This window comes from Pseudolabrys sp. (genome assembly GCF_050250095.1).
Lineage (GTDB): Bacteria > Pseudomonadota > Alphaproteobacteria > Rhizobiales > Xanthobacteraceae > Pseudolabrys.
The window spans coordinates 150,191-163,949 of sequence record NZ_JBFWPH010000006.1; the positions used below are offsets into that span (position 1 = coordinate 150,191).

Here is a 13,759-nt window from a genome sequence, read left to right on the forward strand (position 1 = left end):
GACGAGGCAGGCAGTGGCAACAGATCGGCCGCAGACGGATAGAACGACAGACGGGACCCCGCAACGCGGCAGGCTGAGACTCGGCCTGTCCGGCAAGCTGCTGGTGCTCACGGTCGTCTTTGTGATGCTGGCGGAAGTGCTGATCTACGTGCCGTCGATCGCCAATTTCCGCGTCAACTGGCTCAACGACCGTCTCGCTGCCGCGCACACCGCCGCGCTCGTGCTTGAAGCCGCGCCGAGCGGCATGGTGCCGGAATCGCTCGCCCGCGAAATCCTGAAAAGCGTCGGCGCTCACGCCGTCGCGATGAAGATGGGCGGCAAGCGTCAGCTGCTGGCCGCGTCGGAAGTGCCGACCCAGGCCGCGCGCGACATCGACATGCGTTCGGTGGTCTGGCATCGGGCGATTTCGGATGCGTTCCACGTGCTGCTGTTCGGTGAGAAGGACATCATGCGCGTCATCGGTCCGGCTCCGATGGAGGGCGACTATCTCGAAATCATCGTCGACGGCCGGCCGCTGCAGCAGGCGATGCTGCGGTTTTCCGTCAACATCCTGCTGTTGTCGCTGCTGATCTCCGGCATCACCGCGATGCTGGTCTATTTCACGCTGCATCGTCTGCTGGTGCGGCCGATGCGGCGCATCACCGACAAGATAGTGGCGTTTCGCGACGAGCCGGAGGTTGGCGATCACATCATCAAGCCGTCGGGCCGCGGCGACGAGATCGGAATCGCCGAAACCGAATTGGGCGCGATGCAGCGCGAACTCGCCTCGATGCTGCAACAGAAGACGCGGCTCGCCGCGCTCGGCCTGGCGGTGTCGAAGATCAACCATGACCTGCGCAACCTGCTTGCCTCGGCGCAGCTGATTTCCGATCAACTGGCCGATGTGCCGGAGCCGCGGGTGCAGCGCTTCGCGCCGAAGCTGATGCGTCAACTCGAACGCGCCATCGCGTTCTGCCAGTCGACATTGTCCTACGGCGCATCGCCTGACGCGACGCCGGAGCGCACGCAAGTCGTGCTGGAGCCGTTGATCGAGGAGGTGCACGAGACGCTCGGCCTCGGCATCAACGTGCCGATCCGCTGGATCGTCGCGGTGGAACGCGGCCTGACCGCCGATGCCGACCGCGAGCAGTTGTTCCGCGTGTTGCTCAATCTTGCGCGCAATGCCGTGCAGGCGCTGGAGACGCACGGCTCGAAGGACCCCGTGCGCGACCAGATCCGCATCGTCGGCCGCCGCGAAGGATCCGCCGTGGTGATCCAGATGTCCGACACCGGACCCGGCGTGCCGGAACGCGCGAAGGCGCATCTGTTCGAAGCCTTCCATGGCTCGACGCGGCCGGGCGGCGCCGGCCTCGGCCTCGCGATCGCGGCCGAACTGGTGCGGGCGCATGGCGGCGAACTGCGCCTCGTCGAAGGCACCATCGGGGCGACGTTCTGCATCAGGATTCCCGACCGTCCGGTCGATCTCGAAGCGCGGCGCAGCGAACGCGCGCGCATCGTCACGCCGGCGGCGGAATAACGCCGCAATAGCGGTGTTAGTGGTCCGGGGCGTCGGCTGACCGGAGTGTCACGCGAATGGTTGCGATCCTTGGCCTCGCCACCGCGGTGCCGCCTTATGCGCTCGACCAAGGCGATGTGATCGAGCGTGCGCTGCGCATCTATGCGCCCGTGGTCGAACGCTTTCCCAATCTCGCCGATGTGTTCGTCAATGCCGGCATCGAGCGGCGTTATTCCGTGCGGCCGATCGAGTGGTTCGACGCGCCGCATGACTGGCGCGACCGCAACGACGCCTATCTCGATGGCGCGTCGGCGTTGTTCGAGGTCGCCGCACGCGATGCGCTCGACCGTGCCAAACTCACCGCGCGCGATGTCGATGTTGTCGTCACCGTGTCGTCGACCGGCGTCGCGACGCCGAGCCTCGAAGCGAGGCTGGCGGGCCGTCTCGGGTTTCGCAGCGATGTCATGCGCGTGCCGGTGTTCGGCCTCGGCTGCGCCGGCGGCGTGTCGGGTCTCTCGGTCGGCGCGCGGCTGGCGCGCGCCGCACCCGGCGAGGTGGTCCTGGTCGTCGTCGTCGAGCTCTGCACGCTCGCCTTCCGGGCGGACCGCAGCGACAAGGCGGATGTGATTTCCTCCGCTCTGTTCGGTGACGGCGCGGCGGCTGTCGTGCTGCGGGCAGGGGACGACGCGGAAGACCGCGCAACGCTGCGCGTCGGCCGCACCGCGGAGCATATCTGGCCCGATACGCTCGACATCATGGGCTGGTCGATCGACCCGGCCGGCTTCGGTGTCGTGCTGTCGCGGTCGCTGCCGCGTTTCGTGGAGCAGAAGCTCGCCGCGCCGGCGCGAAAATTCGCCAGCACCATCGTCGGCAACGGCCGTTATATCTTTCACCCCGGCGGCGCCAAGGTGCTCGACGCCGTTCAGGCAGCGCTGGGCTTGTCCAACGATGCGGTGGCCGATGAGCGCGAAGTGCTGCGCCGGTACGGCAACATGTCGGCGCCGACCGTGCTGTTCGTTCTGGAGCGCGCGTTGCGGCGAGGGCTCGACGGTCCCGCGGTGATGGCCGCGCTCGGGCCGGGCTTCACGGCCAGCTTTGCCGCGCTCGATGCGGCCGGTGCCGGCCATGCCTGATATGCCCGCAGCGGGCGCGTGGCTGGTGCTGTTTCTCCTTGTCCAGCGGCTTGCCGAATTGCTGCTGGCGCGGACCAACACGGCGCGGTTGCGCGCGGCCGGCGCCGTCGAATTCGGCGCGGGGCATTATCCGCTGATGGTTGCCATGCACGCGTGCTGGCTCGCGGCGCTCTGGATCTTCGGCCATGACCGCGCGGTATCGGCGCCGTGGCTCGCCGTCTTCATTTTGCTGCAGGCCGCCCGTGTCTGGGTGATCGCCACGCTCGGCCGCCGCTGGACCACGCGGGTGCTGGTGTCGCCCGGCGCTCCGCCGATCGCCGCCGGGCCCTATCGCTGGCTGCGGCACCCGAACTACGCGGTGGTCGCGCTGGAACTCGCGGTCGTGCCGCTGATGCTCGGTCTGCCGGCGCTGGCGTTAATCGTCTCGGCGGCCAATGCCGCGATGCTTTGGTGGCGGATTGGCGTCGAAAATGCCGCTTTGGGCTGGGCCGCGGGGTCTGACGGAGCCGCGGGTGGGGACCGTCCGCCGCCCTTGCCAATGAGAGACCGAGACGATAGCTATGCCCCCGGTTTCGCACCCGGTGACGCCGGCTGCGGTAATCGGCGCCCGTAGCTCAGCTGGATAGAGCACCAGACTACGAATCTGGGGGTCAGGAGTTCGAATCTCTTCGGGCGCGCCACTTTTCGCCGTTTGCTGCCCGTGTATTCGCCGGCGCCGCCGGCGCCCATTTCCGAAAAGATGCTTTGATCGCCTCAGGTGAGGCCGGCTTTGCGGCTTATCATGGCCGTCCGGTAAGCCTGCCGCCCGGTCTTGAAAGCGGCCGCCCATTCGCGCTGCAGGCGGGGTGAGGAGAGCAAGTCGCATGGCCAAGCTCGTGTTCGGAATGAATCAGTCGCTGGACGGCTACGTCGACCATATGGCGTTTGCGCCCGGCCCGGCGCTCTTCCGCCATTTCATCGAGGAAGCCCAAGGGCAGGCGGGCAGCATCTACGGCCGCCAGATGTATGAGATCATGCGATACTGGGACGACGAACACACCGAATGGAATTCGGACGAGCGAGCTTTCGCGGCGGCGTGGCGGAAACAGCCGAAGTGGGTTGTCTCACGCTCGCTGAAGTCGGTCGGGCCCAACGCCAGTCTTGTCGAGGGCGACTTTGAGGGTGCGGTCCGTGAGTTGAAGGCCGAGCGTGACGGGGAGATTGAGGTGGCGGGTCCAAACCTGGCGCGAAGCCTCACCGAACTTGGCCTGATCGACGAGTATCGAATCTACCTGCACCCGGTCGTGCTTGGCCGCGGCAAGCCATATTTCGCCGGACCCCGGCCGCGGCTCCGCCTTATCGCGAGCGATCCGATGGGCGAAGACGTGATCAGGCTGACTTACGTTCCCGCCTGATCTCGCGCGATGCGGCGCGCGGGGTTACGCCGTCGCGGTTCGCTGATGCGCCGCGGCCTTCATGCGCGATGCGACGGTGTCATAGAGCGACGCCCAAGCGGTTTTGACCTCGGACGTGAAAGCCGGCCCAAGCCCCTTTTCGAGCGTCCAGAGCAGGGCTTCGCCGACCTTGTCATAGTGCTCGTCGCGCACGCCGTAGCCGACATGGCGGCGGGCGAGATTGTCGAGCATTCCCTGCAACGCTCCGGGATTTTTGAGGCTTCCGATCGCGAGCGCGAGCGTGTCCATCAGCTTTTTGGACTGCGCCTCGATGTCACCCTTGAACATCGGGCGTGCCTCGGGAGCGATGGTGAACAGCCGGTCGTAGAACAGCCGCCCGGCCTCGAGCTTGATGTCCATGACGCTGACGAACGACAGGCGAACCAGCTGAACTTGTTCAGGCGTCATGGGGACCGCTCCTTGGGCTGTCGAATCAGGCGTTGGCGCGAATCTGCTCGATGTCGCTGGCGAAGGTCCGGATGCGGGTGCCGATGGTGCGGGTCTGGCTGGCGACGGCGTCGGCTGCTTCGCTGACGCGCACGGCGGAAGATGAGTTGGTCTGCGCCAGCGTTTCGATCTCGGTGATCGAATTCTCGACGTGGCCGACGCCGGTCGCGGCGGAAGCGACGTTGGCGGAAATTTCGCGTGTCGCCGACGCCTGCTGCTCGACTGCCGCCGCGATGCCGGTGGCGACGCCGCCGAGCTCGCGGATTCGGGCGGATATCTGCCGCATGGCGTCGACCGCCTTGGAGGTGGCGTCCTGCATCGCCGCGATGCGGGTGGCAATTTCCTGCGTCGCTTTCGCAGTCTGGTTCGACAGCGCCTTCACTTCCTGGGCCACCACGCTGAAGCCGCGTCCGGCTTCGCCGGCGCGCGCGGATTCGATCGTCGCATTGAGGGCGAGAAGATTGGTCTGCGCGGCAATGCCGCTGATGAGGCCGGTGACCTTGCTGATCTCCGCCGCGACCGAGGCCATTTCATTGATCGTCGCGTCGGTTTTCTCGACGTCGGCAACGGCCTGCAGCGCGAGTTGCGAGGATTGCGCGGCGCTCGCGCCGACCTCGCCGATGGTGCGCGCCAGTTCTTCGCCGCCTTGCGCCGCCATCTCCACCTTGCGGGCGGTCACCTCGGACACCGTCGAAACGGTTGCGACCTGTGCGCTTGTCTTGGTGGCGGAGGCATCGAGCGCGCTTGCATGATCGAGCAGCGTTTTGGCCGACATCTGGAGCGAGCCGATGGAAGCCGCCATCTCGGTCTCGAAACGCTCAAGCAGGAGACGGGTCCGTTCGGCGCGCTGGGTCGTCTCGCCGAGTGTCGTCTCGCGGACGTCGCCAAGGCGCTGAAGCTCGGCGGTCGACAGTTCCGCGGCGCGGCGTGCGTCCTCGGCTTCCTCGAACGCCCTGCGGATCGTCAGGCCAATGCCGATCAGCATAACGGTCTCGACGACGACGATCGCTGCATGCACCAGGACGCGCGCGATGTCGCTCTCGCCGGGGAAGATTGCCTGCGGCAACAGGAAATTGAAAACGAGATGCTCGACCGCGATCAGCCCGGCCGCAAACAGCACCGTGCGCCAGCCGCAAAAGCCGGACAGCATCGCGAGCACGGCGAAGTAATAGAAGTGCATTTCGATCTGCCACGGGTGCCCGCGCATCACGAAAACCAGCAGCGAGGTCTGGCCGACCAGCGTCAGCGCCAGCGCAAAAGCGATCGACAATGTCGGCCGCTTGAGAGCGAACAGGAGGACGGGAAGCCCGCCGAGCAGCGTGGCGGTGGCGGTGACGAGCGCGACGTCCATGTCGCGCAGCCATGCGATCGTCACCAGCAGCGGAATGTGCAGAACGCCGAGGATCGTCAGCGCGATGGCGACGGTGCGTTGAAACGCCTCGAGGCTGGTGACCTGCATGTTCATCGCAGCAGCCCGAAGCAGTCGCTAAACGGCAATGCCGTGTCGAGCGCGAGGCGCGCGAGCGCCGCCGTGGTCACCAGTGCGAACGCGCCGATGAGCGCGATGTCGAACCATAATGGCTTTGCGGATTTCAAAATACGGCCCGGCTTTCGCGCCCGTTTTAAGACTCACACGGTTAAGGTCCGGTAGCGAAAATCCCGCTATGCGTGTACAGAATTGAGATGCAATTATTGCTTGATGTGAGGGCGCGGTGGCGGCCGGCGGCTCCGGTTTCAGGCGGGGAGAAAGCACTGTTTTTCCGGTATCCGTCATGCTTCTGTCGCCCGCGTCTCACGACAGATGCGCCGGTAGCTCAGCTGGATAGAGCACCAGACTTCGAATCTGGGGGTCGGGGGTTCGAATCCCTCCCGGCGCGCCATCCGGCCTCGGCGAGTGAATTGACGGTGTCGCTGCCGAATGCGTTCTCAAGTTCGTTGTCCGAAAACTGCTGGTTGGCCCGTGACCGACACAGGACTGCGCGGCCTGAAGGTTCCGGCCGACCTCAAGTGAGACGTTGCGTATGGGTGGCGGACGTCGTTTGCGCGGCCGCCGCTCCTCAGCGCGCCGCCCGGCTGATGTGTGCGGTGTCTTCCGTCACCGCCCGATAGGCATCCGCGAGGCCGGCACCGAAGTCGTTGTCGCGGCCTCTGGGTCCGAGATCCTTCGCGGTCGCCATCAGCATGGCGCGGATCGCAGCAGGCGTGAGATCGGGCTTGCGCTGGAGCATCAGCGCGACGATGCCGCTGATCTCCGCCGCCGAATATGAAGTGCCGCTCGACATCTGATAGCCGCCGTCTGGAACGGCGACGAAAATGTCGACGCCTGGCGCGGCGACGGCGATGTGGCGGCCGCGATTCGAACCCTTGAAGATCTTGTCGTCGGCATCGGTGGCCGCGACCGCAATCACGCCCGGATAGGCGGCGGGATAAAGCGGTGGCGACTTCGGCCCGGCGTTGCCGGCGGCGGCGATCGACACCACGTTCTTTTTGGCGGCTGAGTCGATGGCGCGCTGGATCGCAGGATCCGCCGGACCGGCGAAGCTCATATTGATGATGCGGGCGTTGTTCTCGACCGCCCAGTCGATGCCTTTGAGGATGCCGAACGTCGTCGCGGCGGCGCTGTCGCCGTCCGGATCGAACGCGCGGATCGCGAGGATGCGCGCGGCCGGTGCCGCGCCTTTCAGGCGGCCCTGGCCGGCGATCAGCGCGGCGATCGCGGTGCCGTGCATATGCGGCTTGGGCGGCGACTTCAGCGTGTCGAAGGTGCCGGCAACGGCGCCCTTGAGTTCGGGGTGGTCGAGATCGACGCCGGAGTCGATCACTGCAACCAGCACGTCGTTGCCGTCGGCAAGCGCATGGGCCTCGCCGAGCCGCAGCTTTGCCAGCGCATATTGCGCCGGATCGCCGGCGCCCATCGCGCCGGTGGCGCGCGGCGGCGTCACGACGGCGTTCGGGTCGGCCTTCACTTCGGTCGGTACGACCTTTTCCGGCTCCGATTGCTGCAGCGTGAAGAGATAATTCGGCTGCGCGGAAGCGACCGCGTTGTTGGCTTCGAGCGCCCGCACGACGGCGGCGACCGAACGGCGATCCGGAATGCGCCAGCGATAATAAGTGGTACCGGCAAGCGTCATGGTCTGAGATTCCAGACGCTCGAGCCGATAGCGCCGCTGCAGCGCTTCGACCGCCTGCGCCGTCACCATGTTCGGCAGTTCGATCACGACCTCGTCCGGCACCATGCGCCTCTCCCCGGCCGGCGGCACGCCGCTGGTCGCGCGGCGCGCGGTTTGCGGCTGACGCGGCGGCGAGGAGCGGCGCGCGGCGCGCGGCGGCGCATCGTCATCGTCCACAAAGTTCGGGTCGTCGATGAAACGGCCAGGCGGGGGCGCGGCGTCCGCGGGCGGCATCGTTGCGATGATGCCGCCGATCACGCCGACGGCAGGTCCGACCCAGCCCGGAACACCGCGATGTCCGCCGCCGCGATGAGGCGGGCGATAGCCATCGCCCTTGCCACGGCCGGGCGTCGCGCTCTGCTTCGGCGACGCATAGTTCTGCTTGCCGCTCGGCTTGATCTGGTGGGAGCGGAATTCCTTGCCCTGCGCATGCGCGGCGTCGACGGACGGTACGGCGAGCAAGGCGATCGCTGCGGCGAAGATCAGTCCCGGCGTCAAGCGCATGGCGTCACTCCTTCCGGTTATTCGACAGTGGCGATGAAGTCGACCGCCTTGTCATTCTGAAGCTGCTTCACGACCCTGGCGAGCTCGTCCTTCGGCAGTCCGGTGATCGCGACGCGCACGCGGAACATGCCGCCGGCCATGGGGCCTCCCGCGATCGTCAGCTTGTTGGTCTCGAGGAATTTGGTGATGTCGGCGGCGCTCGCCTGCGGGGCAAAACGGATCATCGCGAAACTGCCGGTCTCGGCCGGCGTCTGCGTCGCAGGCGCGGAAGCGGTGCGGTAGCCGCCGGGCGCGCCCACCTTGTCCTGCATCAGCACGCCGCCGATGACGCCTGCCTGCACGACGATGGCGAGCACCGCGGCGCCCGCGGCATAGGCGAGCGTACGCGGCGAGAAGCCGGCGACGAAATCGGAGAACCGTGCGGCGAGGTTGAACGAGGGCAGGGCGGTACGCTTGGGTTCCGCCGCGATCTTGGCGAACAGCACTTCGCTTGCCCGCGCCGACGGCGCGCCGAGCGACTCGTTGAGATGAATGGTGCCTTCGAGTTCCTCGCGCACCAGCTCGTAGCGGCGGGCGAGTTCGGGGTCCTGCGTCAGCGCCTCCTCGACGCGGGCGGCGTCGCGGCGGCTCAAGGTGCCGGCCGCGTGCCACGGCAGCAGCTCCTCGATCTCGTTGAGCGGTTCGCCCGCCTGGTTATTCGCCGCATTCATGGCCAGCCTCGATCGATTCCGTTTTGCTTCAGAACTTCCGCCAGTTTCTTCCGCGCGTAGAACATCCGGGTCTTCACCGTTGCCTCGGGGATGCCGACAATGCCGGCAACCTCCTCGACAGACTTCTCGTGGTAGTAAACCAGATCGATAATCTCACGGTGCTCCGGTGACAGTGCGGTCAGGCATTGGCGCAAGACCTCGCTCTTGTTCTTTTTCGCCAGCGACACCTCGGGATCGTCCGACGTATCGACGACAGCTTCGGCCGTTTCGTCGTCGAGTTCCTTGTCGGTCCGCTTGCGCATCGCCGACAGCGCCTTGAAGCGCGCGATCGACAACAGCCAGGTGGACACTTGCGAGCGGCCCTCGAACTTCCCGGCTTGCCGCCAGACGTCGAGGAACACCTCGCTGATCAGGTCCTCTGCCGTCGCCTCGTTACGGACGAGGCGCAGCACGAAACGGTAGACGCGCACATGGTGCCGCGCGAACAGCACCTGCATTGCGAGCCGGTCACCTTTGGCGATACGTCCGATCAGGACATCGTCTGACGTCGTCTGCATCGACAGGGCGCTCGGCTCACTGGGTCTGTCGCTGGCCGGGGCCGCGAGGTTCAAACGGACTATCAAAAGACCGGCCGGCACGGCCGCAGGATATCGAGGCAACAAAACCATGTTGCCCGGTTCGACGATACGCGGGCAAGCCGGCGGGACCGATATGCCGCACCAGAGCTAAATTTTAGTCAATCGGGACAGGCGGTTAGGGCCGCAGGTCAGGGCCGCATGCTTTTTTCGCGCCGGATTTGAACCGGGTGCCGGCGACCTGCGACCCAACCTGCAGGATGCGACCCCCGCGCATCCCCGCACCCAGAGACCCATGAGGAGAGACCCATGACCACCAATACGATGTTCCGCAAGCTCATCATCGCCGCCGGCGCCACCGCCGCCATCGCTGCCGCTTCGATCGCCGTCCCGACCGCCGCCTCGGCCGGCTGGCACGGCCATCACCACCACAAGCACTGGCATGGCTGGCGCGGTCCGGCGGTCGGCTTCTACGCCCCGGCCTACTACGGCTCCGACTGCTACGTCGTCCGCAAGGTCGTCTACACGCCGTACGGCAAGCGTATCCGTCGCGTCACGGTCTGCGGCTGATCGCAGTCCGATGCGCCCGGCTTGAACCCCGGCTTCGCAGGAAGCCGGGGTTTGGCGTGTTTGACGGGCGAGCTATTGCGCCGCTTCGGATGGCGGAGGCCCCGCCGGTGTTTCGGATGCCGGCTGTTGCCCGGCCACGGCGCGGGCCGGCACCGGCTGCTTGTCGACCCAGTGCACCGAATAAAGATCGAAGCGCCGGTCGCGCAGGTTCTGCACGGTGCCGTACTGGCGCGCGTCGACCAGATTGTCGAGTTGCAGGTCTGCGATCGACACCATCTCCGCGTTCGGCGTGGTGTCGGCGGCGATGCCGTCACGCGCGAACGGGAAATCGCACGGCGTCAAAACGCAGCTCTGCGCGTACTGGATGTCCATGTTTTCGACATTCGGGAGATTGCCGACGTTGCCGGCCATGACGACGTAACACTGGTTCTCCACGGCGCGAGCCTGACCGCAATAGCGCACGCGCTGATAACTTTGCCGCTCGTCGGTGCAGAACGGCACGAACAGGATCAGGGCGCCCTGGTCGATCAGGTGTCGGGCAAGTTCGGGGAATTCCGCGTCGTAGCAGATCAGCACGCCGATACGGCCGCAATCGGTATCGATCGCGGTGAGGTCGGTGCCGCCGCGGATGCCCCACCAGTAACGCTCGTTCGGCGTCGGGTGCAGCTTGTACTGCTCGTGGATCGAGCCGTCGCGCAGGAAGACGTAGGCGATGTTGTAAATCGAGCCGTCGGGGGCTTGCGTCGGATGCGAACCGCCGATGATGTTGACGTTGTAGGCGACCGCGAGATCGCTCATCAGTTTCTTGAACCGCTCGGTGTAGTTGTTGAGCGCGGCGATTGCCTTGGCGGCGCTGGTGTGGCGGTTCTCGATCGAGAGGAGCTGCAGCGTAAACAGCTCCGGAAACACCGCGAAGTCCGCCTTGTAGTCGGCGACGGCATCGACGAAATACTCGACCTGTGCGGCGAACTCCTCGAACGACTTGATCGGCCGCTGCTGGTACTGGATCGCGGCGACGCGTGCGGAGCGCGGACGTCGCACGCCGCGCGGGCGCATTTCGGCATCATCCTGCGCTACGCGCGGATTGCGCCAGATCATGTGAGTGGCGAAGCCGCGCGATTCATGATCGAACGGCAGATAGTTCGACAGCACGCCGATCGGCTCGAAGCCGTTGCGCATCTGGAAGCTCATCACGGTGTCGCGAACCTTGCCGTCGCGCACCTGCTCGACATACTGCTCGGCGGAGCCGATCGACTTCCAGCGCCGGCTGAGGCCCGGAATGCGGCCGCCGAACACGATGCCCTTCAGCCGCAGGTGCTCGCACAGCCGGCGGCGCTCGTTGTAAAGCCGCTGGCCGATGCGCAATCCGCGATAGTCGGGATCGACGCAGACATCCATGCCATAGAGCCAGTCGCCGGTCTGGTCATGCTGCGAGCCGAAGCCGCGGCCCGTGATTGTGGTCCAGTCGTGCGGCTTGAGCGCGATGTCGCCGCTGATGCGAAACGTCGCGCCATAACCGACGATGGCGTCCTTGTAGACGGCGACGAACTGTCCTTCGGGAAACTGATGCTGGTGGCCGCGCAATTGCGCTTCCGAAAAGGCGGCATGGGCGCCGAGCGCCGCATAGGCCTTGGCGTTCAGGGCGCGGATGCCGGGGATGTCGGATGCGCGGGCGTTGCGAATGATGAGTTTGGGGCGGCTGCTCTGATTTTTGCTGGTGTTCATAAAGGCCCTCGTAATCGATGGTCTTGAATCCGTGGCCGGTTGCGGCGACGGAACAATGCACGTCAACTCAATGCTCTGGGATTTTATCGGTTTTGAAGCCCGCCAATAAATGCGGCAGGACAACGCTTACTTCACGTCAATTATACAGGGAATAGAGGCGAAAATGGGGACCGGAATTCCGGCGCATCGCGGGATTCGCGCGTCGATCGCCCGCCGCTACGCCAATGTGCGTCCGAATTGTCGCGCGATTGCTTCGCCGGTGCGCAGCGCGAACACCAGTGTTTTCGACAGTCCGCCTGTGTAGGCCGCATGTGCGCCGCCTTCGAGACCGCCGGTTGTGGAGCCCGCCGCATAAAGCCCCGGGATTGGATCGTCGTTGCGATCGAGCACGCAGCCATGTGCATTGGTGGCGATGCCGCCCATCGTGTAAGTGATGCCGGCGCAGAGTCGTGCGGCGCGGAATGGCGGCGCGACGATTGACCAGGCCTTGATCGACGACGTGGTGCGCGTCGGCGTTAGGGTGGTAAGCGCGCCGGACGCGCAGGCGGCGTTATAGGTCGCGATGGTTTGCTCCAGCGCGGCGGAAGGCAGCGCCAGCTTTGCGGCGAGCGAGGCGATGTCGTTACTCTCGATGATCTCGCCGCCTGCTTTGGCGAGATTGGGATTAGCGGGCAACAGAAATTCGCGGCCGGGTCCGTCCCAGATCGCTTCGTCGAAGATCGCGATCGACGACGCGGGGTCGGGCAGACGGGCGATGGCATTGGCAATCGAGACGCCGCCTTCGCCTTCATCGCAGAACCGGACGCCGTCGCTATTCACGACGACGCCGGAAGCGGCAACCATGTCGAGCACCGGGTAGGGCCACAGCGCGTCATTGGTCAGCGCATCGTGATGCTGGACATGGCCGTAGAACGCGCCGAGCCCGATCAGCTTTGCGCCGGCGGCTTCCGCCATGCGCGCGCCGTCGCCGGTGCCCGTCATGGCGTTGCGCTGGCGCAGCTTCTCCGGCTGCGGCGAGATGTGCCGGCGCAGCCGATCCATGTCGGCCTGAAAGCCGCCGTCCGCGATCACGACGGCGCCGGCACGGATGACGCCGTTCACCGTGCCTTCGACCTCGACGCCGGCACAGCGGCCTGCCTCCATGACAAGGCCGGTCGCGCGCGTGCCGCGGATCAGCTGGCCGTTGTTTTTATCCGTCAGGAGAGGGCCGAGGATGCGCAGCACGACGTCGCCACCGCGGCCCTGCCAGTGCAGGCCGGTCTGCCGCAGGCCCGGCGGCGCAAACACCGTGCTCTGGTAGCCATGCGGACCGACCTTGATGAAGCGCATGCCTTGCGCCTTCAACCACGTCAGCGCGCGCGCTGCATCGCCCGCGAGCGCATCCACCAGATCCTGGCGCGCTGCGCCCCGGGTCGCGCGGTTGAGAATTTGCCGAAGCCGGTCCGGCGGGCTGTTGATGTCATTAAGCGCGATGTGGAAGAAGCCGCCGGTCAGGCGCGTATTGCAGAGATAGCGCTCGTCCGCGCCCTTCTCGAACACCGCGACAACGAGGCCGGATTCGGCGGCGCGGTTGGCCGCCACCAGGCCGGCAAGACCGCCGCCGATCACCGCGACGTCGACGGCGTTCATTTGGGCAGCAGGGTATCGGCGATGATCGAGAGTACCTCGACGTAGCTCTTGACGAAAAGCCAGAGGACTGCGCCCACGGCTGCTGCTGCCACCGCGACCCACCAGGCCGCGCCGCACCAGATCGCGGCTGCCGCCGCGGCGACCGGCGCGAACGCGATGCCTATCGCGAGGACGCCGCCCCAGCGCAGGAGGAACTGGACGGTGGGATAATGAGGAGGCTGGAACATGCCGGCCACGGCAGGGTGCTCTCGTCTCGGAAATGCTCTTGGCTTTGCGGTGTCGAAATCTAGGCAATGGCGGCGGGAAATGAAAGCTGATCGATCTTAACGACGCTTGCGATATTGGGCCGCGGACGCCATCTCACGGCT

At 66.0% G+C, this 13,759-nt stretch carries 14 protein-coding genes and 2 tRNA genes; 7 read left to right on the top strand and 9 right to left on the bottom strand.

Going from position 1 to position 13,759, the window contains the following annotated elements; genetic code table 11:
• Window positions 1–124: 124 nt before the first annotated feature.
• From AB7F10_RS17385 to AB7F10_RS17405, 5 genes are all read left to right on the top strand, one after another.
• Window positions 125–1,516: a sensor histidine kinase gene (locus AB7F10_RS17385; protein WP_428563449.1), complete on the top strand. Its 1,392-nt coding sequence runs from the start codon at window positions 125–127 to the stop codon at window positions 1,514–1,516.
• Between the two features lie 56 nt (window positions 1,517–1,572).
• Window positions 1,573–2,628: a type III polyketide synthase gene (locus AB7F10_RS17390; protein ID WP_428563167.1), complete on the top strand. Its 1,056-nt coding sequence runs from the start codon at window positions 1,573–1,575 to the stop codon at window positions 2,626–2,628.
• On the top strand, window positions 2,621–3,241 hold the full coding sequence (locus AB7F10_RS17395; RefSeq protein ID WP_428563165.1) for an isoprenylcysteine carboxyl methyltransferase family protein: 621 nt from the start codon (window positions 2,621–2,623) through the stop codon (window positions 3,239–3,241). Before AB7F10_RS17390 ends, AB7F10_RS17395 begins: the two co-directional genes overlap by 8 nt.
• Window positions 3,232–3,308, top strand: a tRNA-Arg gene (locus AB7F10_RS17400). Before AB7F10_RS17395 ends, AB7F10_RS17400 begins: the two co-directional genes overlap by 10 nt.
• Before the next feature lie 183 nt (window positions 3,309–3,491).
• Window positions 3,492–4,022 (top strand): dihydrofolate reductase family protein, encoded by a 531-nt coding sequence (locus tag AB7F10_RS17405; protein WP_428563163.1) that lies wholly within the window; start codon window positions 3,492–3,494, stop codon window positions 4,020–4,022.
• Between the two features lie 24 nt (window positions 4,023–4,046).
• Here the strand turns inward: AB7F10_RS17405 and AB7F10_RS17410 are convergent, their stop codons facing one another.
• Genes AB7F10_RS17410 through AB7F10_RS17420 form a run of 3 tightly spaced genes read right to left on the bottom strand, consistent with a single transcriptional unit; the run spans window position 4,047 to window position 6,104 of the window.
• Window positions 4,047–4,469 carry a globin family protein gene (locus tag AB7F10_RS17410; RefSeq protein ID WP_428563161.1) on the bottom strand — a complete coding sequence of 141 codons (423 nt, stop codon included), beginning with the start codon at window positions 4,467–4,469 and terminating at the stop codon, window positions 4,047–4,049.
• A gap of 25 nt (window positions 4,470–4,494) precedes the next feature.
• Window positions 4,495–5,973 carry a methyl-accepting chemotaxis protein gene (locus tag AB7F10_RS17415; RefSeq protein WP_428563159.1) on the bottom strand — a complete coding sequence of 493 codons (1,479 nt, stop codon included), beginning with the start codon at window positions 5,971–5,973 and terminating at the stop codon, window positions 4,495–4,497.
• Window positions 5,970–6,104 (bottom strand): hypothetical protein, encoded by a 135-nt coding sequence (locus AB7F10_RS17420; RefSeq protein ID WP_428563157.1) that lies wholly within the window; start codon window positions 6,102–6,104, stop codon window positions 5,970–5,972. Before AB7F10_RS17420 ends, AB7F10_RS17415 begins: the two co-directional genes overlap by 4 nt.
• Before the next feature lie 207 nt (window positions 6,105–6,311).
• Between AB7F10_RS17420 and AB7F10_RS17425 the strand changes: the two genes are divergently transcribed.
• A tRNA-Arg gene (locus tag AB7F10_RS17425) sits at window positions 6,312–6,388 on the top strand.
• A 177-nt stretch (window positions 6,389–6,565) separates the two neighbouring features.
• Here the strand turns inward: AB7F10_RS17425 and AB7F10_RS17430 are convergent.
• Genes AB7F10_RS17430 through AB7F10_RS17440 form a run of 3 tightly spaced genes read right to left on the bottom strand, consistent with a single transcriptional unit; the run spans window position 6,566 to window position 9,449 of the window.
• Complete coding sequence (locus AB7F10_RS17430) at window positions 6,566–8,182, bottom strand: S8 family serine peptidase (protein ID WP_428563155.1); 1,617 nt, start codon at window positions 8,180–8,182, stop codon at window positions 6,566–6,568.
• Window positions 8,183–8,199: 17 nt separating this feature from the next.
• The gene (locus AB7F10_RS17435) at window positions 8,200–8,892 is read right to left on the bottom strand and encodes an anti-sigma factor family protein (protein ID WP_428563153.1); all 693 of its coding nucleotides are present in this window, start codon (window positions 8,890–8,892) and stop codon (window positions 8,200–8,202) included.
• Window positions 8,889–9,449, bottom strand: coding sequence for a sigma-70 family RNA polymerase sigma factor (locus AB7F10_RS17440; protein WP_428563447.1), 561 nt, complete (start codon window positions 9,447–9,449; stop codon window positions 8,889–8,891). The genes AB7F10_RS17435 and AB7F10_RS17440 overlap by 4 nt, the downstream gene beginning before the upstream one ends.
• A 327-nt stretch (window positions 9,450–9,776) precedes the next feature.
• Between AB7F10_RS17440 and AB7F10_RS17445 the strand changes: the two genes are divergently transcribed.
• Window positions 9,777–10,037, top strand: coding sequence for a hypothetical protein (locus AB7F10_RS17445; protein ID WP_428563151.1), 261 nt, complete (start codon window positions 9,777–9,779; stop codon window positions 10,035–10,037).
• Between the two features lie 72 nt (window positions 10,038–10,109).
• Here AB7F10_RS17445 and AB7F10_RS17450 read toward each other — a convergent pair whose 3' ends face one another.
• From AB7F10_RS17450 to AB7F10_RS17460, 3 genes are all read right to left on the bottom strand, one after another.
• Window positions 10,110–11,762: a GNAT family N-acetyltransferase gene (locus tag AB7F10_RS17450; protein WP_428563149.1), complete on the bottom strand. Its 1,653-nt coding sequence runs from the start codon at window positions 11,760–11,762 to the stop codon at window positions 10,110–10,112.
• 216 nt (window positions 11,763–11,978) lie between these two features.
• Window positions 11,979–13,391: an FAD-dependent oxidoreductase gene (locus AB7F10_RS17455; RefSeq protein WP_428563147.1), complete on the bottom strand. Its 1,413-nt coding sequence runs from the start codon at window positions 13,389–13,391 to the stop codon at window positions 11,979–11,981.
• Window positions 13,388–13,627: a hypothetical protein gene (locus AB7F10_RS17460; protein WP_428563145.1), complete on the bottom strand. Its 240-nt coding sequence runs from the start codon at window positions 13,625–13,627 to the stop codon at window positions 13,388–13,390. The genes AB7F10_RS17455 and AB7F10_RS17460 overlap by 4 nt, the downstream gene beginning before the upstream one ends.
• Window positions 13,628–13,759 lie beyond the last annotated feature (132 nt).

Coding starts and splice junctions, on each gene's coding strand:
- AB7F10_RS17450 (WP_428563149.1), bottom strand. CDS start 11,762: ATGAACACCAGCAAAAATCAGAGCAGCCGCCCCAAACTCATCATTCGC.
- AB7F10_RS17430 (WP_428563155.1), bottom strand. CDS start 8,182: ATGCGCTTGACGCCGGGACTGATCTTCGCCGCAGCGATCGCCTTGCTC.
- AB7F10_RS17440 (WP_428563447.1), bottom strand. CDS start 9,449: ATGCAGACGACGTCAGACGATGTCCTGATCGGACGTATCGCCAAAGGT.
- AB7F10_RS17455 (WP_428563147.1), bottom strand. CDS start 13,391: ATGAACGCCGTCGACGTCGCGGTGATCGGCGGCGGTCTTGCCGGCCTG.
- AB7F10_RS17410 (WP_428563161.1), bottom strand. CDS start 4,469: ATGACGCCTGAACAAGTTCAGCTGGTTCGCCTGTCGTTCGTCAGCGTC.
- AB7F10_RS17395 (WP_428563165.1), top strand. CDS start 2,621: ATGCCTGATATGCCCGCAGCGGGCGCGTGGCTGGTGCTGTTTCTCCTT.
- AB7F10_RS17445 (WP_428563151.1), top strand. CDS start 9,777: ATGACCACCAATACGATGTTCCGCAAGCTCATCATCGCCGCCGGCGCC.
- AB7F10_RS17390 (WP_428563167.1), top strand. CDS start 1,573: ATGGTTGCGATCCTTGGCCTCGCCACCGCGGTGCCGCCTTATGCGCTC.
- AB7F10_RS17385 (WP_428563449.1), top strand. CDS start 125: ATGCTGGCGGAAGTGCTGATCTACGTGCCGTCGATCGCCAATTTCCGC.
- AB7F10_RS17415 (WP_428563159.1), bottom strand. CDS start 5,973: ATGAACATGCAGGTCACCAGCCTCGAGGCGTTTCAACGCACCGTCGCC.
- AB7F10_RS17435 (WP_428563153.1), bottom strand. CDS start 8,892: ATGAATGCGGCGAATAACCAGGCGGGCGAACCGCTCAACGAGATCGAG.
- AB7F10_RS17405 (WP_428563163.1), top strand. CDS start 3,492: ATGGCCAAGCTCGTGTTCGGAATGAATCAGTCGCTGGACGGCTACGTC.